Source organism: Sphingosinicella sp., from assembly GCF_013911755.1.
In the GTDB taxonomy this organism is placed as follows: Bacteria; Pseudomonadota; Alphaproteobacteria; order Sphingomonadales; family Sphingomonadaceae; genus Sphingosinicella.
Map to the genome: position 1 here is coordinate 122868 of NZ_JACESP010000008.1, position 18473 is coordinate 141340.

15 protein-coding genes are annotated in these 18473 nt (G+C 59.0%); 5 read left to right on the plus strand and 10 right to left on the minus strand.

Going from position 1 to position 18473, the window contains the following annotated elements:
• The first annotated feature begins 6 nt into the window (after positions 1–6).
• Genes kdpA through H2052_RS07960 form a run of 4 tightly spaced genes read left to right on the plus strand, consistent with a single transcriptional unit; the run spans position 7 to position 5031 of the window.
• On the plus strand, positions 7–1710 hold the full coding sequence (gene kdpA, locus H2052_RS07945; RefSeq protein ID WP_293779926.1) for a potassium-transporting ATPase subunit KdpA: 1704 nt from the start codon (positions 7–9) through the stop codon (positions 1708–1710).
• Positions 1711–1722: 12 nt separating this feature from the next.
• Positions 1723–3747, plus strand: a complete 2025-nt coding sequence (gene kdpB / locus H2052_RS07950; RefSeq protein ID WP_293779927.1) for a potassium-transporting ATPase subunit KdpB — start codon at positions 1723–1725, stop codon at positions 3745–3747.
• 13 nt (positions 3748–3760) lie between these two features.
• A complete protein-coding gene (gene kdpC / locus H2052_RS07955; RefSeq protein WP_293779928.1) occupies positions 3761–4330 on the plus strand; it encodes a potassium-transporting ATPase subunit KdpC in 570 nt (189 codons plus the stop codon).
• A gap of 8 nt (positions 4331–4338) precedes the next feature.
• Positions 4339–5031 carry a response regulator transcription factor gene (locus H2052_RS07960; RefSeq protein WP_293779929.1) on the plus strand — a complete coding sequence of 231 codons (693 nt, stop codon included), beginning with the start codon at positions 4339–4341 and terminating at the stop codon, positions 5029–5031.
• Positions 5032–5672: 641 nt separating this feature from the next.
• Here the strand turns inward: H2052_RS07960 and H2052_RS07965 are convergent.
• Positions 5673–7010 (minus strand): MFS transporter, encoded by a 1338-nt coding sequence (locus H2052_RS07965; protein WP_293779930.1) that lies wholly within the window; start codon positions 7008–7010, stop codon positions 5673–5675.
• A gap of 169 nt (positions 7011–7179) precedes the next feature.
• On the minus strand, positions 7180–7683 hold the full coding sequence (locus tag H2052_RS07970; protein ID WP_293779931.1) for an Lrp/AsnC family transcriptional regulator: 504 nt from the start codon (positions 7681–7683) through the stop codon (positions 7180–7182).
• Between the two features lie 234 nt (positions 7684–7917).
• Between H2052_RS07970 and H2052_RS07975 the strand changes: the two genes are divergently transcribed.
• Positions 7918–8796: a helix-turn-helix transcriptional regulator gene (locus tag H2052_RS07975; RefSeq protein WP_293779932.1), complete on the plus strand. Its 879-nt coding sequence runs from the start codon at positions 7918–7920 to the stop codon at positions 8794–8796.
• A gap of 224 nt (positions 8797–9020) precedes the next feature.
• On the opposite strand, the gene H2052_RS07980 is transcribed toward H2052_RS07975, so the two are convergent.
• From H2052_RS07980 to H2052_RS08015, 8 genes are all read right to left on the minus strand, one after another.
• A complete protein-coding gene (locus tag H2052_RS07980) occupies positions 9021–11150 on the minus strand; it encodes a TonB-dependent receptor (protein WP_293779933.1) in 2130 nt (709 codons plus the stop codon).
• A 54-nt stretch (positions 11151–11204) separates the two neighbouring features.
• Positions 11205–11813, minus strand: a complete 609-nt coding sequence (locus H2052_RS07985; protein WP_293779934.1) for a flavin reductase family protein — start codon at positions 11811–11813, stop codon at positions 11205–11207.
• A 72-nt stretch (positions 11814–11885) separates the two neighbouring features.
• Positions 11886–12182, minus strand: a complete 297-nt coding sequence (locus tag H2052_RS07990) for a putative quinol monooxygenase (RefSeq protein ID WP_293779935.1) — start codon at positions 12180–12182, stop codon at positions 11886–11888.
• An 82-nt stretch (positions 12183–12264) separates the two neighbouring features.
• Entirely contained in the window at positions 12265–13383 is a 1119-nt protein-coding gene (ribB, locus tag H2052_RS07995) for a 3,4-dihydroxy-2-butanone-4-phosphate synthase (protein WP_293779936.1), read from the minus strand.
• A gap of 72 nt (positions 13384–13455) precedes the next feature.
• A complete protein-coding gene (locus tag H2052_RS08000; protein WP_293779937.1) occupies positions 13456–15321 on the minus strand; it encodes an AMP-binding protein in 1866 nt (621 codons plus the stop codon).
• Positions 15314–16141 (minus strand): enoyl-CoA hydratase-related protein, encoded by an 828-nt coding sequence (locus H2052_RS08005; protein WP_293779938.1) that lies wholly within the window; start codon positions 16139–16141, stop codon positions 15314–15316. Before H2052_RS08005 ends, H2052_RS08000 begins: the two co-directional genes overlap by 8 nt.
• Positions 16131–17270 (minus strand): LLM class flavin-dependent oxidoreductase, encoded by a 1140-nt coding sequence (locus H2052_RS08010; RefSeq protein WP_293779939.1) that lies wholly within the window; start codon positions 17268–17270, stop codon positions 16131–16133. The genes H2052_RS08005 and H2052_RS08010 overlap by 11 nt, the downstream gene beginning before the upstream one ends.
• Positions 17271–17502: 232 nt before the next feature.
• The gene (locus H2052_RS08015) at positions 17503–18276 is read right to left on the minus strand and encodes a creatininase family protein (protein ID WP_293779940.1); all 774 of its coding nucleotides are present in this window, start codon (positions 18274–18276) and stop codon (positions 17503–17505) included.
• Positions 18277–18473 lie beyond the last annotated feature (197 nt).

An 18473-nucleotide genomic window follows, 5' to 3' on the forward strand; every position in this document is an offset into this window, starting at 1 on the left:
TTCCCGATGACCTACCAGGGATGGGCGCTCATCGCGCTGTTCGTGGGCCTGCTGCTGGCCCTCACCAAGCCAATGGGCCTGTGGCTGTTCGCGCTTTACGAAGGCCGGCGGACACCGCTTCACCGCATTCTGGGGCCGGTTGAAAACGGCTTCTACAGGCTCGCGGGGATTGACCCCTCAGCGGAGCAGGGATGGCGGCGCTATGCGCTGCATCTCGTCCTGTTCAATCTCGCGCTCCTGCTGTTCACTTATGCCGTGCTGCGGCTTCAGGACATGCTGCCGCTGAACCCGCGCGGCCTCGCCGCGCTCGGGCCGGACGGCGCGATGAACACCTCGATCAGCTTCACCACCAACACCAACTGGCAGTGGTATTCGGGCGAAGCGGCGCTTTCGAACCTCGCTCAGATGCTCGGCCTCACCATCCAAAATTTCCTGTCGGCCGCGACAGGCATTGCGGTCGCCTTCGCTCTGTTCCGCGGCTTCGCACGGCGCGAGGCGACCACTGTCGGCAATGTGTGGGCAGATATCACGCGCATCACGCTCTATCTGCTGCTGCCGATCTCGTTCGTTTATGCGCTGTACCTGATCGCGAGCGGCGTACCGCAAACGCTCGCCGCATCGGTTGATGTCGTCACGCTGGAAGGCGCGAAGCAGACGATCGCGCTTGGGCCGGTCGCCAGCCAGGAAGCGATCAAGATGCTCGGCACCAACGGCGGCGGTTTCTTCAACGCGAACAGCGCGCACCCGTTCGAGAATCCGACTGCGCTGACGAACCTCGTGCAGATGCTGTCGATATTCGTGATCGGTGTCGGCCTCACGTGGACGTTCGGCAAGGCTGTGGGGAACACACGGCAGGGCTGGGCGATCCTCGTCGCCATGCTCGTGCTGTTCGTCGCGGGCGTGACCGTCGCCTACTCGCAGGAGGCCGCAGGCAATCCGATCCTGCACGGCCTCGGCATTTCCGGCGGCAACATGGAGGGCAAGGAAATTCGCTTCGGCATCGCCGCTTCGGCACTCTTTGCCGTCATCACGACCGCTGCCTCGTGCGGCGCCGTCAATGCCATGCACGACAGCTTCACGCCGCTCGGCGGCATGATCCCGCTGTTCAACATACAGCTCGGCGAAGTCGTTGTGGGCGGCGTCGGCGCGGGCATCTACGGCTTCCTGCTGTTCGCCCTGCTCGCCGTGTTCGTCGCCGGACTGATGGTCGGGCGGACGCCCGAATATGTCGGCAAGAAGATCGAGGCGCGCGAGGTGAAGCTCGCCGTGCTCGCCATCGCCGTCCTGCCGCTCGCCATTCTCGGCTTCACGGCGCTAAGCGCGGTGAGCGCGGCGGGACTCGCGGGGCCTCTCAACAAGGGCCCGCACGGTTTTTCGGAAATCCTTTATGCCTTCACGTCGGCGGCCGGAAACAACGGCTCGGCCTTCGCGGGGCTCACGGCGGGCACGCCGTGGTACAACGCCCTTCTCGGCATCGCGATGTGGCTCGGGCGGTTCTTCGTGATCGTGCCCGTGCTCGCCATCGCGGGCAACCTCGCCGCGAAGAAATACACACCCGCGACCGCCGGTTCGTTCCCCACCACTGGGGCGCTGTGGATCGGCCTCCTCATCGGGATCATCCTCATCGTCGGCGGCCTCACCTTCCTCCCCAGCCTAGTGCTCGGTCCGGTTGCGGACCATGTCGCGATGCTGCGCGGCGACCTCTTCTGAGGGACAACTCCCATGACCAAATCCATGTTCTCTGCAGGCCTCGTGATCCCGGCGATGCGCGATGCGGTGCTGAAGCTTGATCCGCGCCAGCTCGTGCGCAATCCGGTGCTGTTCACCACGGCGGTTGTTGCGCTGCTCCTCGGCGTGCTCCTCGCGATCGGCGGCGAGCGTCTCTCCATGCCGTTCCAGATACAGCTCATCGTGTGGCTCTGGCTCACCGTACTGTTCGGCACCTTTGCGGAAGCGCTTGCCGAAGGGCGCGGGCGGGCGCAGGCGGCGGCGCTGCGCGCCACCAAATCCGAACTCAAGGCGAAGCTGCTTGTCGGGGTCGGCGATATCTACGAGGTGGTCGGTGCCGCGCAGCTGCAGAAGGGTGAAATCGTTATTGTCGAAACCGGCGATCTGATCCCAGCCGACGGCGAGGTTATCGAGGGCGTCGCCTCGGTGAACGAAGCCGCGATTACCGGCGAGAGCGCTCCCGTGATCCGCGAGGCCGGCGGCGACCGCAGCGCCGTCACCGCGGGCACGCGCGTCATTTCGGACCGCATCAAGGTACGTGTCACGCAGGAGCCGGGGCATGGCTTTCTGGACCGGATGATCGCGCTCGTAGAAGGCGCCGAACGGAAAAAGACGCCCAACGAGATCGCGCTCACGATCCTGCTCGTCGGTCTCACGATCATCTTCCTGATCGCCGTGTCCACGATCCCCGGCTTTGCCGACTATGCCGGCGGCAGCGTTCCGGTCGCGGTGCTCGCCGCACTGCTCATCACGCTCATCCCCACCACGATCGCCGCGCTTCTCTCCGCGATCGGCATCGCGGGCATGGACCGGCTGGTGCGTTTCAACGTGCTCGCGAAATCCGGCCGCGCGGTGGAAGCTGCAGGCGATGTCGATGTGCTGCTGCTCGACAAGACGGGTACGATCACCATCGGCGATCGCCAGGCAACGGCCTTCCGGCCGCTCTCGGGTATCGATGTGGAAACGCTGGCAAATGCCGCCACACTCGCCAGCCTTGCCGACGAGACGCCGGAAGGGCGCTCGATCGTCGTGCTGGCGCGCGAGCGCTATGCCGTCGCCACACGCACGCTCCCGGCGGACGCGCGCGTAATCGCGTTCACGGCGCAGACGCGCGTGTCCGGGATCGAGGTTGCAGGCAGCATCATTCGGAAGGGCGCCGTCGATTCCATCCTGAAAGCGGAGCCTGCGCTTGCCGACACCCCTGCCGCCGTCGAACTCACGCGCATCACCAACGAGATCGCCCGTTCAGGCGCCACACCGCTTGCGGTCGTGCGGGACGGGCGTCTGCTCGGTGCGGTGGCACTATCGGACGTCGTGAAGGCAGGCGTGCGCGAACGCTTCGCGGAGCTTCGCCGCATGGGCATCCGCACGGTGATGATCACCGGCGACAATCCACTTACCGCCGCCGCGATTGCCGCCGAAGCCGGCGTCGACGATTTCCTGGCCGAAGCGACGCCGGAGGACAAGCTCGCGCTCATCCGCCGCGAGCAGGCGGGCGGGCGCCTCGTCGCCATGTGCGGCGACGGCACCAACGACGCGCCCGCGCTCGCACAGGCCGATGTCGGCGTCGCCATGAACACGGGCACGCAGGCGGCGCGCGAGGCGGGCAACATGGTCGATCTCGACAGCGATCCCACGAAGCTGATCGAGATCGTCGGCCTCGGCAAACAGCTCCTGATGACACGGGGCGCACTCACCACCTTTTCCATCGCGAACGACGTCGCGAAATATTTCGCGATCATTCCGGCGATGTTCGTGGTGCTCTATCCGGGGCTTGGCGTGCTCAACGTCATGGGGCTCGGTTCGCCCGAAAGCGCGATCCTCTCGGCGATCATCTTCAACGCGCTCATCATTCCCTGTCTCGTGCCGCTGGCGCTGAAGGGGGTCCGCTATCGCCCCATGGCGGCCGGGCCGCTGCTCGCCCGCAATCTCGCGGTCTACGGCCTCGGCGGTCTCGTCGCGCCGTTCATCGGCATCAAGCTCATCGACCTTGCCGTCACCAGTATCGGTCTTGCCTGAAGGATACCCCCCAATGCTTTCCGATCTCCGTACCGCCCTCCGTCCCGCGTTCACCCTGACGCTTCTGTTCGCACTCCTGCTCGGCATCCTCTACCCGCTGGGGCTCACGGGTATCGGTCAGGCCCTGTTTCCGCGCCAAGCCAACGGCAGCCTCATCGCGCGCGATGGGCAGGTCGTCGGCTCCGCGCTCATCGGGCAGCGCTTCGCCTCACCGCGCTATTTCCACGGCCGCCCCTCCGCCGCTGGGAACGGCTATGATGCGCTGGCGTCCTCGGGGTCCAACCTGGGACCGACATCGAAGGCGCTCGTCGATCGCATAAAGGGCGACGCCGCGCAGCATGGCCCCGGCGTCCCCATCGATCTCGTCACCGCATCGGGCTCGGGCCTCGATCCGCACATCAGCCCGGCCGCCGCACGGTTCCAGATCGCGCGCGTCGCAAAGGCGCGCGGGCTGCCGGCAGCGGACGTGACAGCGCGCGTCGCAGCCCACACCGAAGCCCCGCTCGCGGGCATAATCGGCGAGCCGCGCGTGAACGTGCTCGCCCTCAACCTCGCGCTCGACCAGGCTTCGCCGCAGCCCTAAAAGGGACCATGTCCGCAACCGCGCGCATTCTCGTCGTCGAAGACGATCCGCATATCCGCAGGCTCGTGCGCGCGGCGTTGCAGCGGGCGGGCCACGCTGTCAGCGAAGCCGCGTCCGCGCGCGAGGGGCTGTCGCTGCTCGACATCGAGAAACCGGACGCGGTTCTGCTCGATCTCGGCCTCCCCGACCGCGACGGGATCGAGCTCATCCAGATCATCCGCGCCCGTTCAGCCGCGGGGGTGATCGTCATCTCGGCGCGCGAGGATACGGCGGAGAAGGTCGCCGCGCTCGATCTCGGTGCCGACGACTATCTGACGAAGCCGTTCGATACAGAGGAACTCCTCGCCCGCATCCGTACGGTGCTGCGGCACCGCCAGTCGGGAGAGGCCGGACAGACGCGCGTCGTCGTCGGGGATGTCGAAATCGATCTGGCGCGCCGCCGTATCCTTCGCGCAAGTACCGAAGTGCACGTCACGCCCAAGGAATACGACGTGCTCGCCGCGCTGGCACGCTACCCCGACAGGGTGATCAGCCACGCGCAGCTGCTGCGCAACGTCTGGGGCCCGGCACAGGAACAGCGCGTCGATTATCTCCGCATCATCGTCCGCAACCTGCGCCAGAAGCTCGAAGCCGACCCGGCGCAGCCACGCCTCATCACCAACGAGCCGGGGGTCGGTTACAGGTTGCGTGTGCCGGGCTGACACGCAGACAGGCGGATGCTCCGCGTCGATCTCGCGAAAAGACGGCGAATAGCGCCGGTTTCCGCCACTTCTGGCAAGCGAGTCTCGGACCATGAACACCTTGTCTCCCGCTCCAGGGCGGGTGTGTCCGTGATGGGACGGTTGGCGAGCGTCGCGTACGCCTTGTCGACGAGCCAACGGATTTTCGCCAGCCAAGAAAAGTACCAAGCACCTGACGCGCTATGGTATCGACGAGCCCGAATTCCTGCGGACACCATAACAGAAATAACGAAGCAAAACCAGTCACTTGGCGGACGAAAATGGACGTCCACGGACGGTCTATGGTGCCCCGGTCGGACTCGAACTTGCCTCTGAGAGGCGCAGAAATTCAACAAACTTACAATGATGTAAATAACGGATACCACGACTGATACCAAGGGACTTTTTGATCCGATGGTTCGAGTCCTAAGGAAGTCTGGCCCAGCTTCCCAATCGCGATTCGCGTCTTAGTTTGGAGCCGGGCCCTACGGCGGGATAGGGCCAATACGGTACCGATTCACACCGGGGCGGTTCACCCCAAACGTGGTAGCCGGTAATACCATTGCCATGCCGATAGTTCAAAAGTTACTTTTGAGGCAACTACCGTTCGGGAAGAATACCGTTCAGCTGACGATGTCATCGCGGATCGTCCGTCGCGCCATAAAGAAGGCCCCTGCCGCTGCTGTGGATGCAAAGGCGGTGACGACCAGCGCCCAACGCAACCCCTCGCCGCTTCCGAGGTGAGCCGCAAGCACATCACTCAGCATACCCACGGTGAGAGGCCCGAAGCCCAGACCAACAAGATTGCCAAAGAACAGGAAGATCGCTGCCGCCGTTGCGCGCGTGCGCGAGCGGACCAGGCTCTGAACGCTCGCGAAGATCGGACCGTAATAAACTGATTGCAGTAGCATTGGCACACTGAGCAGTATCAGAGCAGACAGTGCCCCGGGCGACAAATAGGTAATCATGATCGGAAGAGGCAGCGCCAAGGCTGCAATCGCAGGTACAGTCGCATAGGCACGGATGTCTGTGCGTGCAGCACGGTCAGCGAGCGCCCCACCGAGCCAGGTACCGATTCCGCCGAAAACGCCAATGACGATGCCGAGCACGACTCCGAGAAAACCAGTCGGGCCAAGCGCTATGCCGGAAAAAGCCTGCAATTGGCGTGCGAGCGTGTCGAGGCCGTCCGCATGGTTGCGCAGGAAGAAAGAGCTGTGGAATGCGAGTTGTCCATAGTTGACGAAGCACATGAGGATCATGGCAACCGTCATCCAGATATAGGCGCGATTGCCGCTCAACTCGGACAGCGCGTCGCGAAAGCTCGGAGGTTCAACCTTGTCCACCTTTCCAATCGCCGATCGACGTGGCTCTGGCAATGTGAACAGGGCAATCAGGCCCAGGACAACACCGGGCAGGCCGACGATCAGGAAGGCAAAGCGCCAACCAAGACTATCGGCAATCAGGCCGCCCACAGCCATGCCGACAAGCGATCCAACCGGTATCCCCAGTGAGAAGGTTGCCATCGCCGAAGCGCGTTTTTCGCGCGTCGTGTAATCGCTGATCAGCGAGTGCGAGGCCGGCGTGCATCCTGCCTCGCCTACACCCACGGCGACACGGGTCAGGAACAATTGCAGAAAGTTCTGTGCCAGACCGCACAAGCCCGTAAACAGGCTCCATACGATCGCTGAGGCCGCGACGATTTTCACGCGGTCACCACGCTCGGCAAGACGTGCAATCGGCAGCGCCAGGGAAGCGTAGAAAAGGGCAAAAGACAAGCCGGTGAGCGATCCCAGTTGCCAGTCGGCGAGGTGCAGATCTCGCTTGATTGGTTCGGCCAGGATGTTGACGATCTGCCGGTCGAGGAAGTTAAATGTGTACAGCAAGAAGAGGATAGTGAGCGCGTAGCGTCGGTACCGCACCGATAGTCCGTCGTCTTCTGACGTGTGATTATTCGCCTGCATTTCGCATCCTTTCGATGCCGGATGCTAGCGACAGGCATGCGATATAAAGTGCTGAATGGATGCCCTGTTTCACCCGAGCCTTACGTGATATGCCGCAACGCCCGGAATACCTTCGTCCGAATTGTTTGCAGAATTGGGAGTTTACTGGACGGGGGCATCCGTCCTGCAACTAAGCGTTGAGCCGAAGACTGAGAGTCCGCGATGCATCGAGGTGGAGCGCGGTCTTGTAGGTGACCTGCTTGAGTACAAGATTCGAGCGGATACCCGAGACACCCTCGATCCGGGACAATTTCCTGGCGATCAACCACTCAAGTTCATCGACATCGCGGACGACCACGCGAAGGAGGAAGTCGCACTCACCAGTCATCCAGTTGCATTCCATCACCTCGGGTAGTCGTTCGACAGCCTCCTGGAAACTCTCAAGTGCAGAGTGGGGCTGTTTGTCGAGCGTAACCTGGATATAGGCGTTGACTTCCAGCCCCATCACCTTCGGATTGAGAAGGGTCACCCTCTTATGGATGATGCCCGTCTGCTCAAGTTTTCTCACACGAGTGAGGCAAGGCGAGGGAGACAGGTTGACGCGGTCAGCAAGTTCCACATTTGTCAGATTTGCGTCACTCTGAAGCTCATTCAGAATCTTGATGTCTGTTCTATCAAGCGTCAGCATATTCATCTTAGCGATCCCCTCCCAGCTCATAACAGCCGCGGCGCCACGCAAGGTGGAAGATCAGCACAAAATTCCGTGAACCGCATAAACCGGAATTCGGCCCTCTGTCTCCAGCGGCATTTCGCTCCGACTACAGCAGACAATACTCCCATGGGCGCATGTGCAGAATTCACCTGATTGACAATTTATGTCGCAAAACGGTCAATTTCTAGCTACGATCGAGTTGAGGAGGGAGTACGAATGTCGGAAATTGCCCACCGCGGTTCGAATCGATCGAACACTATGGTTATGGACGAGGCCGCCTCAAATCCCTGGGATCTCGAGGGCTTACGCGTCAGCTTTCCGGATATCGATCCGGACGCGTTGCCCAGGGCGGTCACGTCGTTCCTCGTTCAACGCAAGGAGAACGACGATGAGCTTCCGATTCACAAACACCGCAAAGGGCAACTGGTCGTCAGCGCCGAAGGGGCTATCACGTGCCGCACGCTCGATGGCATTCGGATCGTACCGTCAAATGGAGCAGTCTGGGTTCCGGGTGGAGTACCTCACAGGATCGCCATATCCGACAATGGCCGCTCCTATTGTGTGTTTATCGACCAGGACGTGGCACCTCTACCGAATTCTTGCGCAACCTATTCAATAAGCCCCATGCTGCGTGAGATGATTTTTCATCTCGCCAAGCTGCCATCTCTTTACCCCTTGGAAGGACCCACAAGTCGTCTTGTAACGGTCATTCTCGACGAGCTGGCGCAAATGAAAGCAGAACCGCTACATTTCGCCGTTACGAGCCATCCGAAGATACAGCATATTGCCGCCGAATTGGTTGCAACGCCTGACGATCGCCGGCCTCTACGGGAATGGGCGGCAACGGTCGCCATGAGTGAACGTACGCTGGCCCGCCTTATCCTCAAGCATACAGGCATGACGTTCGGTCGCTGGCGCCAACAGCTTCATATCGTAATCGCAGTGCAGAAGCTGTCACAGGGAGGGACCCTCCAAATTATTTCCCAAGAACTCGGATACGAATCGCCAAGCGCTTTTACCGCAATGTTCAAAAAGCATATGGGCCAGCCGCCGCGTCGCTATCTGCAGGCTCGTACGGATGGCGAGCCGAATTGAGCCCGGCTTGTTTGGATCGCTTCGGGCATCCAATGAACAGGCGGCCCCCTTGTATCGCCTGGCGATGATGCCCTGCCTCGCCGTACCTGCACTGAGAGCTTGACGTTCCGACTCCTCGGAGCGGGCGTGATGGCACACCGTTCGTATTCGGAAAGGCGAAGCGCCAGTAAGGCGCTTTTCACCGTAACCGACGTGCAGGGGACCTCAGCGCCCCCTGCTTCGCGTCAGAATCTATACGAGAAAGAACCCTTTATAACGCGTGGCTGTCCGATTCTCGCATCGCTGCACTTGTCGCACACGCCGTTAACCCGATCGCCCAGAATCTGGTCCTGATACTCGTAATTGTAGACCTCATCGAACGCGTTATCTATGCGAAGCGCGAACTCCCAACTGTCGTCAATATCGCTGAGGGCAATCCGGAATCCGGCAATATCATAAGACCGCTCCGTCGTGAGGTTGGGCACGTCCCAGAAAAAGCCGCTGTTATGGGCGAGCTCGCCGCGCAAGCCGATCTTGAGGTTATCGCTTATCAGCCTCGAATAGTCTGCGCTGATCGTTCCAGTGAAGCGCGGAGCGTTCGTGGTTCGATTGCCGCCGATGTCCTCCCCGAAGAACGTACCATTCAGCCATTTGGAATGGAGGAAACCACCGTTTGCCGAAATCGATAGATCGCGCGAGGGTCGGAGCGTTCCTCCAAACTCCACCCCGTAGGATTCCGACGTACCGATGTTCGTGATAGCCTCGATAATCACCCCGTCGATATTGACGCGCGATTCGAACTGCCGATCCTTATACTTGATATAGAAGCCGGCTAGGTCGAACTGTAACAGACCGTCGAACAAATCGCCTTTGGTGCCCAGCTCAAAATTAAGCGAAGTTTCCCGATTGAACGGGACCAAGCCATTAGTGTTAAGCCTGCCCGGTTCGTAACCTTTCGAGACCGACGCATAGATTAGCGTGCCGCCCGGCGTGTCATAAGCCAGCGAAAATTTTGGAAGTACAATCGTATCGGAAGTCTGTTCGGATGTGTCCGTGTTCAGGTCTATCCCGCGAAACTTCGAATGATCGAGACGCGCTCCAATATTGATCTCAAAACCGCCCGTCTCATAACCTAGGTTGACAAACGCCGCGTAGTTCCGCTGCATCGTCGTCGTGTTGAAGAAGTCTGCAACTGTCGGGTCACCACGTGCCGGCTCGTCGAGGAACAGGTCAACCTGACCAATCAGATCAAAGTTCTTAAGTGAACTATAATAGGCACCGAGCAGCCAATTAAATGGCGCGCTTCCATCAGAGGCAAGACGCAGCTCCTGAGTGAACACTTGAGTCGTTCTTGGCTCTCTCTGCGAGGCGGTCACCGCATCTACAGGCGTATAATCGATATCCCAAAGTATCTGATTTCTGCGCCGGGTATACGATGTCAACGAAGTCATCGTTGCGAAATCGAAATCTCGGGTAATTGACAGGATTCCACCGAGAATCTGCTTGTGATTATAATTGCGCTCGCTCAGAGGTGCATCATATGAATAGTCACGTGGCCCGTCGGTGGGATAGTAATCATTACCGCCGTTTTCCGTCTTGCTGTATCTGAGGTTTACCAGAATTTCGGTGACATCGTCAGGATTGACGCGAAGTGCCGCGCGGACTCCGCGCTCCGTGGATTCGTCGGGATTCTCGTCCAGGAACGGGTTATAGATATAACCACCATTATGGTCGGCATAAGCCGACAAGCGCAGTGCTGCAATGCCATCGATAATCGGCAGGTTCACGGAGCCGAACACGTTCAGAGTGTTTTGCTCCCCGCCTTCGACAGTAAAGCGTCCTTCCACATCATACACCGGCTTCTTGGTAACAAATTTTATCGCGCCGCCGATGGAACTGCCTCCATAAAGTGTCCCCTGGGGGCCCTTGAGAACTTCCACGCGTTCAAGATCGACAAGCCGTGCAGACTGATCGGTGACATTGCGAACGTCATCGATATAGAAGCCCACGCCCTGAGTATTACCGAAAGCACCGACGCCCCGGATGACAACGTTCGGCTCGTTATCGCCTCGGCGGTTCAGCACCACATTGGGGAGTTGGCGCCCGAGATCGTTGACGTTGTTTATTCCGCCCCTTTCCAACGCTTGAGCAGAGAAGGCTGTAATCGTTTCCGGGACGTCCTGGAGACTTTCCGCCCTCTTGCGTGCCGTGACGACAATATCGCCGTCGTCACCTGTCGTAGTGACGGTTCCGCCCTGCTGCGCAACGGGCTCGGCTGCCAGCTCCTGCGCCCAGGCCGACGCTGCAGATGGAAGGAGCACCGCCGTCCAGGTAACGCCCGCCAAGAGTAAATTCATAAAGGCCTTGTTTTCCATGCGTGATTCCCCTTTAATATTGTTTATTTTCAAGATAGTTGTACGTTCACGTAATTATTCATCGAAGCAGAGTAGTGAAAAGTTATTCTTGTTGAATATTTGCGCGACAATAGAAGCAACAATGATTGTATGCGTCTCTTGCTCTAGAGCGCCTTGAATTTTGCAATCGAAGCTGCAGGCAGATGCAAGAAGAACCGGGGAGCCCGTTATCATCTCGCCCCACTTAGCCGGAGAAAAGCGAGACGCGCCGTTGCCGATACCCGGCGTCGAAAAGCGCTCCGCCAGCTCCAATTGATCGACCGAAAGTACGTTCCAGGAAAAGGCACCAGTCCCCAGAATGACATCATGAGCCTCAACATTCCGGTTGATACAGGCAAGCACGATTGGCGGATCCGCACATAGAGAAACGCCCGCGGTGACAGTGAGACCGCGCCTGCCAGCCCCCTGGCCTGCCGCCAAAATCGAGACAGACCCCACCACGGCGCGCAACATGTCCTTGAAAAGCGCCGTGTCCGCTTGATCCGAATGAAGCCGTTCTTGGTTCGTCATATGCCCACCCATGGCACTGCCAGGTTTTCCATCTTCGAATCTTTCACAGACAGCGAAGCATGTAATGCTGATCTCAGCATGCCCCACTCGTGCGTACGGAACGATCTGCCGCACATCCGGACCTCCAGCATTTCGGTGCCTGTAGCTCACGCGATTGCCATATTTCACTCCGGCTGGTTATCTCGATCAAGCTAGCGGTAGATACTCAAGATCACGAGCCTCAGGCGTTCCCATGACCGCAGCCATGACTGGCGCGAAAGCTTCCTTCGGCAATTGCTTACCGCCAGCCGTGTGTGCGTCGATGCTAGCCCACCGCTCGATGAGAACGAAGCGTTCCGGCTGCCCGGCATCACGGAGCAAGTCGGTGCCGAGACACCCCTCCATCTGCTGAATGTTAGCAGCGAGGGTGACGAGCGCGGTACGAAGTGCAGCGGCTTCGCCAGGCTTGGCAACCATTACATACTGGCGAGCAATCATTGTCATTGTTCCTTCCATATCCGAAGATAAATTCGGCGTGATTGGAGGTCGAAATGGCGCAAGCTGACTTCGCGCTCGCCGCGCCGCCTCAGAGCCTTCGGTGTTCCACGATTTTCAGGCCATACCCCTTCAGCGCAATCGGCGTGTGTGGGGAGTTTGTGAGAAGAATCATATCGTGAATGCCGAGTTCCGCGAGAACCTGAGCGCCGACGCCATAGTCTCGCAGCGGCGTCACATCAGCCAGCGGTTCGCCCGCCTTCACGCGCAGCAGTTGCGACATCGGCACTTCGCGATTGAACAGTACCACCACGCCTTTCCCGTCCCGAGCGATCTCCTCCATGGAGCGGGCGACAAGATCGTTACGGTCGCCGGCCTGGCCGAACACGTCGGCAAAAATATCCAACGCATGCATCCGAACGATAGTCGGCTTGGATGGATCGATATGCCCCTTCACCAGGGCGATCGCTTCGATTTCAACGGCTTTTATACGGAAAGTGATCGCGGTCCATTCACCGCCCCACTTGCTCTCAAAATTTGCGGTGGCGACGCGTTCGACATTGTGGTCATGGCGGCGGCGAAAGGCGATAAGATCACGAATCGTACCAATCTTGAGGCCGTGAAGCTGCGCGAAGGCAACAAGATCATCCAGACGCGCCATCGTGCCGTCGTTTTTCATGACTTCGCAGATCACGCCTGACGGGTTGAGGCCGGCGAGCCGCGAAACGTCCACGGCCGCTTCGGTATGACCGGCGCGCACGAGTACGCCGCCGGGCCTTGCGATGAGCGGAAAAACATGTCCCGGCGTCACGATATGCTCGGGACCTTTGGCCGAGTCGATCGCCACCGCCACGGTACGCGCACGGTCGCCCGCCGAGATACCGGTAGATACGCCATCGCGGGCCTCGATCGAGACTGTGAAGGCGGTCTCGTGCCGAGTGCCGTTCTTCGAACTCATCAGATTGAGACCGAGCTGATCCACCCTCTCCTTGCCCAGCGCCAAGCAGATCAGCCCCTTGCCATGCATCGCCATGAAGTTGATCGCCGCCGGCGTTGCCATCTGTGCCGGGATAACGAGATCGCCCTCGTTCTCCCGATCCTCGTCATCAACAAGGATGAACATCCGGCCATTACGCGCCTCGTCGATTATCTCGGCCGTAGACGACAGGAACGGGCGACGCGGATCAGAGGGTAGCACTGTCATGGTCATTTACGTCTTTCCAGCGTAAACTGGGCCGTAGCATTTGCCATCGCGAGCGTTCGCGGGCTTGGTGTACCGGGCCTATGAAAGCGCCTTGTGGATAAGGCGATCCTCTGAATCATCGTAAAGCGAAGCAATCAGGTCATCGTAGCGCTTATAGAGGTTTTTCCGGCGCTTTTTCCGCGTTGGGGTCATGACGCCATTTTCCACGGACAGTTCCTCATGAAGGATACGAAACGCCTTCACCTGCTCTACCTGCGCCAGCCTTTGATTTGCCTTTGCGACCTCGCCCTCGATCAGTCGGATGACAGCCTCCGACGAAGACATATCCGAATACTCCTTTATCGGGTCGATACGACCTTTTGCCCAGTCGGTTATCGCAACTCGGTCGACTTCAATCAGCGCAACAAGGTATTTTCGCCCGTCGCCGCAAACAGCCGCTTCGGAAATAAAGGGACTCTGGCGAAGCTCATTCTCAATCTGCGCTGGACTAATCGACTTGCCGCCCGACGTGTTGATGATCTCCTTTTTCCGATCGACGAGCGCGAGCAATCCGTCAGGCTGCACTTCGACAATATCACCGGTATGGAGCCATCCGCCTCGAAGCGCCTCCAGCGTGTCATCCGGCTTGTTGAGATAGCCCGCAAACAGGCCGGGTCCTTTGACGAGCATTTCGCCGTCCCCGGCCACTCTGGTTTTCCAGCGAGGATCGGCGATTGGTTCTCCGATCGTGCCAGGCTTAGACCAATCCCTGACTTGAGCGGCATTCGCTCCGACCAATTCGGTTTGCCCGTAACACTCCTTAAGATTCACACCCCAAGTCTGCCATAACTTCATGACGTCCGGAGGCATAGGCGCTGACGCCGTGTAGGGGTATGTCAATGCGTCAAGGCCGATCTCGGCCAAGAGCGGGAGAAAGATTTCCTTGCGGCAAACCTCGAAAAGCGACTGCAATAATGTATCGTTGGGACCATTGGCTTGACGGTCCAGGAGCGCCTTTTGGGCGATCGACATTGCCAGATGATACGATTTTTGGCGCGGCGGAGCGGAGGCGTTTATCTTGCTCGCAAGCTCCGCAGCGTACCGCTGATAGAAACGGGGTGGAGCCATCCAGTAGGTCGGCTTCACGTCGCGGATGGTGGCCGCGAAATCCGCACCTGACTCGCCGAAATATGGCACGACTTCGCTGATAAGCGGAAGAACAATTCCCTGACCCAGTCCCACGACATGAGACAAAGGAAGGTGGACGACCACTCGCTGCGGCTCTGAAAATAGCGCCGGACAGAAATAGCGCGTGGTCGCCACACCCTCGATGAGGGAACGGTGCGTCAGTATCGCCCCTTTCGGGTTCCCCGTCGTTCCTGAAGTGTATACTATGCTAGCAACATCATCAGGGCGCACAGCACGCGCCTGTTCATCAAGCAGTGACGAGAAATCAGAAGACGATGCGATAAAAGACGAGAGAGAGACGATATTCTTCGACGCGACCACATCGGAATCGAAAGCAATAATTTTCCTCAGTGATTTTGCCCCCCTTGCGCGAAGAACCACGCTGAGTTCTTTCTCTCCAGCGACAAAGATGAACTTGCTCCGGGAATCTTCAAGATAATAGTCGACCTCCTCTGCAGAGGATGTGAAATATATTCCTACACCGACCCCGCCGGCACAGACCGTTGCCATATAGGCAGTGGCCCATTCCCGAGATACATCGCCAATTATCGCGACATAATCGCCCTTCTCCAGACCGTGATCGAGAAGTGAGCGAGACAGACGAGCGACGTCCGCCGCATACTCTCCCCACGTCGTGGAATGCCATCTCTCTGCTCGCTTCTGAGAGAAGGCCACTTTGTCGCTGAAAGTGTTGCGGCGATCGCGTAGCAATGATGGCAACGTATCATCGTCAAAAGCAAAGGAATGGAGAGCATACGTCGCGGTCACGTTAGACATTGCCCTCAGCAAAGCGCTTGCGCTTTTCCCGGAAGGCGGCGACGGCTTCCTTACGCTCGGGACTTTGGAAGGTGATCATCTCGAGCGCGGCCGCGGTATCGAGATTGAGGTGCACCTGCTCCTTGAGCAGTTTGTTGACCGCGTATTTCGTCCAGATGATCGCGTCGCGCGGACCGCTCGCAAGCATCTCGGCGTATTGTATCGCGTGGTCGAGGACGGTTCCCTCTTCCACCACCTTGTTGATCATTCCGGTGGCAGCCGCCTCTTCTGCCGAGATGAAATCACCGGTCATCAGATAATGCTTGGCCCGAACCGGTCCTAGTAGAAGGGGCCAAATCACAGCGCCACCGTCTCCCGCGACGACGCCCGCCGTCACATGCGTGTCGGCGAAACGGGCGCCGGGGTTTGCGAAGATGATATCGCAATAGAGCGCGAGCGTGGCTCCGAGCCCGACCGCGACACCGTTTACGGCCGCAATCAGGGGCGATTCCAGCTCGAGCATGTTGCGGATGAGATGGCGCCCCGAGCGTGTAGGCGAGATAGTATGCACTTCGTCATCGAGCGCGTTTTGATCACCACCCGAACAGAAGCCGCGGCCCGCTCCGGTGAGCACGATGGCCTTTACCTTGGGATCATTGTCGAGATCGACGAAGACCTCTTCGAGCGCCGAGTGCATCGGCCAGTCGATCGCGTTGAGAATTTCGGGCCGGTTCATGGTCACGATTGCCACGCCGCTCGCCCGCATTTCGACCAGCAGCCCTTTGTATTTCTTATCATTCATGCGTTTTCTCCTGATTGATCGGCAGGGGTCAGGCTGCAACGCCCGTCTCGCGCATCGCGCGGATCTGTTCCAGCACATCATCGTAAGGCCGCACGACATTGTTGCGATCCTTGAAGTGAGGAATCACGTACCGTCCGATCAGGTCGATTGCTTTCATGATTTCGCTATGAGGGACCGAGTCCAGGTGGAAGAGGATTTCGTCGACACCGAGGGCGACAAATCTTTCCAGCTGGCGAATGACCGTATCGGGACTTCCGCAGACCAGACTTGCGGAATCATTGATGAGGTAGTCCCAATCCGTCGCCGCGCGTTGCAGCGCCTCTGCCCCTTCGGCCATATAGGCATAGTCGCTCGATATCTTCGCGAGCTGTGGGTAACCACTGGTTGATATCCGCGCATAGTGCTTCAGAGGCTCGGCATAGACATCCTGCGCCTCCTCATCTGTGTTTCCGATCCCGATAAAAACGGGTATGCCGATACGCGGCTTATCCAGCGGCCCCTTCGGATCTCGCTTCCAGTTGGACCTGTAGGCGTCGATCAGTTTGGCCTGGACATCCCAGCCCTTGTAAAGACTGTGAGTCATGACGGCGAGGCCTTGCTCGCCGGCCCACACATGACTCCGCTCGCTAGTGGCAGCAATACCCATAACGGGGTAGGGCTTCTGAAGCGGCTTCGGGACCAGCATACGCGGCGGCACCTGGTAATGCTTTCCTTTGAACGTGAAGATATCATTCGTGAACGCTTCGCGAATGAGATCCATACCCTCTTCCATTTGCTCAAGAGTTTCCGAGGGGTCTACGTTAAATGCGCGCATCGCAATCGTGGTATTCGCGCGACCGCAATAAAACTCAAACCGTCCATTGGAGAGTATATCGATAACAGCCGCCCGCTCTGCGGACCGTAGAGCGTGATTGAAATTCTTCGGCATGAGGACCACAGAGGGCCTTAGGGCTATTCGAGTCGTTTTGGCAGCAAGATGGCCATATACGACTTCAGGCGCCGAGCTTGATATTCCCCCCAAAGCAACATGCTGTTCCGACAAGGCAACAACATCGAACCCCATCTTCTCCGCGAACACCGCCTCGTCCACGAGCTCATGGAGCCGACGCGAGTAGCTTTGGCCGACCTGTGTCTCTTGCTCTGACCAGAATCCAAACTTGATAGACACTTTCAACTCTCCTTTCGGCATTCACCGAGTCTTCGATTCCCCGACCTTGTCACCAAGCAGCCAGCAGAACCTGCCGAAGATGCCGCGCTCACGTCAGGGTTTCGGAACTTTGTTGCGGCCAAGGCCGGTCTCTGCCCGCGCGCTTCTGAGTATCACACCGGCAAGTCTCGGTGCTCCCATTCCTCTCCCTGGAATTATGCGCAGTTGCCAAGCGTCGCGATGCAGGCGATCGTCAAGCGGAGTCCTGTTCGGCGAAGTCAGCGATCAGAAGCGAGGCAGTGCGCTCGATGCAGTGCCTCCCGATAGCGACTGTGGATCCATGCGGGTCGCCCAAGATGCCATTCGCGCTCACGGCACGCAGACCGCCTCGCCACATAAGTTCCAGATCGTCCTGTGACAGCAGACCCGATCTCCCGGACGCGAACATATCCGAACGCACGCGTTCTGGGTGAATGTCGAGCATGATGGATGTTTCAGCGACGTCGGCATGTCCGCCCACCTTGCTCGGATCACCGCCAGCTTCCGCAACAGCATCACGCCAGGTTTCGAGCCACGCCCGTGAATTTGTGTAGGCGGAAATTCGGCACGAGGCCGGAACCGCAGCCTGCAACCCGGGAAGCATTTTCGCCAAAGGCGGGCAATTTCCGATATGTGCCGAAAAGATCAGTATGCGTTCGAACCCATGCTTGGCCAGGCTTGAACAATAATCGCGGCAGAGCAATTCGAATGTATCCTCCTGCAACGAGATCGTACCGGTAAACTCGAGATGATGCGCTGAGCAGCCTACCCTTATCGTAGGCGCGACCAGCGCGTTACCGATGCGTCTTGCGAGCAACAGGCCAAGGTGATCCGCATGGTCAGCATCGACGCTCAGAGGCAGGTGCGCTCCGTGCTGTTCCACCGCCCCGCAAGGAATGATGACCGTACGCGCCCCTTTCCTGACGGCCTCCGCGACCTCCGGGGACGTCATGAATTCGAGGCGTAGATGCTCGTATTTCGCCGCCATTCTACCTCGCCTTGCGCTGGAGGAAGTGCTCACGCGCTGCCGCCGCTTCTTCGCTGTTAAGGTAAGCATTCATGTCGCTTATCGTGCGGTCCTCCAGTTCGTCGTCGTGTCCGTCGTCAGAACATTTGGCGCAACTCGCGGCGTAAATTAGCGGAGTGCGGGCCTCGTCTGGGGGTTGATGTTAGGCGGCGAGCTTG

Excerpts from the sequence above, each read along its gene's own strand:
- ribB (WP_293779936.1), bottom strand. The coding sequence starts at position 13,383 with ATGACCATGACAGTGCTACCCTCTGATCCGCGTCGCCCGTTCCTGTCG.
- kdpA (WP_293779926.1), top strand. The coding sequence starts at position 7 with ATGACCTACCAGGGATGGGCGCTCATCGCGCTGTTCGTGGGCCTGCTG.
- H2052_RS07970 (WP_293779931.1), bottom strand. The coding sequence starts at position 7,683 with ATGAATATGCTGACGCTTGATAGAACAGACATCAAGATTCTGAATGAG.
- H2052_RS08015 (WP_293779940.1), bottom strand. The coding sequence starts at position 18,276 with ATGGCGGCGAAATACGAGCATCTACGCCTCGAATTCATGACGTCCCCG.
- H2052_RS07990 (WP_293779935.1), bottom strand. The coding sequence starts at position 12,182 with ATGACAATGATTGCTCGCCAGTATGTAATGGTTGCCAAGCCTGGCGAA.
- H2052_RS07980 (WP_293779933.1), bottom strand. The coding sequence starts at position 11,150 with ATGGAAAACAAGGCCTTTATGAATTTACTCTTGGCGGGCGTTACCTGG.
- H2052_RS07965 (WP_293779930.1), bottom strand. The coding sequence starts at position 7,010 with ATGCAGGCGAATAATCACACGTCAGAAGACGACGGACTATCGGTGCGG.
- H2052_RS08000 (WP_293779937.1), bottom strand. The coding sequence starts at position 15,321 with ATGTCTAACGTGACCGCGACGTATGCTCTCCATTCCTTTGCTTTTGAC.
- H2052_RS07960 (WP_293779929.1), top strand. The coding sequence starts at position 4,339 with ATGTCCGCAACCGCGCGCATTCTCGTCGTCGAAGACGATCCGCATATC.
- kdpB (WP_293779927.1), top strand. The coding sequence starts at position 1,723 with ATGACCAAATCCATGTTCTCTGCAGGCCTCGTGATCCCGGCGATGCGC.
- H2052_RS07975 (WP_293779932.1), top strand. The coding sequence starts at position 7,918 with ATGTCGGAAATTGCCCACCGCGGTTCGAATCGATCGAACACTATGGTT.
- kdpC (WP_293779928.1), top strand. The coding sequence starts at position 3,761 with ATGCTTTCCGATCTCCGTACCGCCCTCCGTCCCGCGTTCACCCTGACG.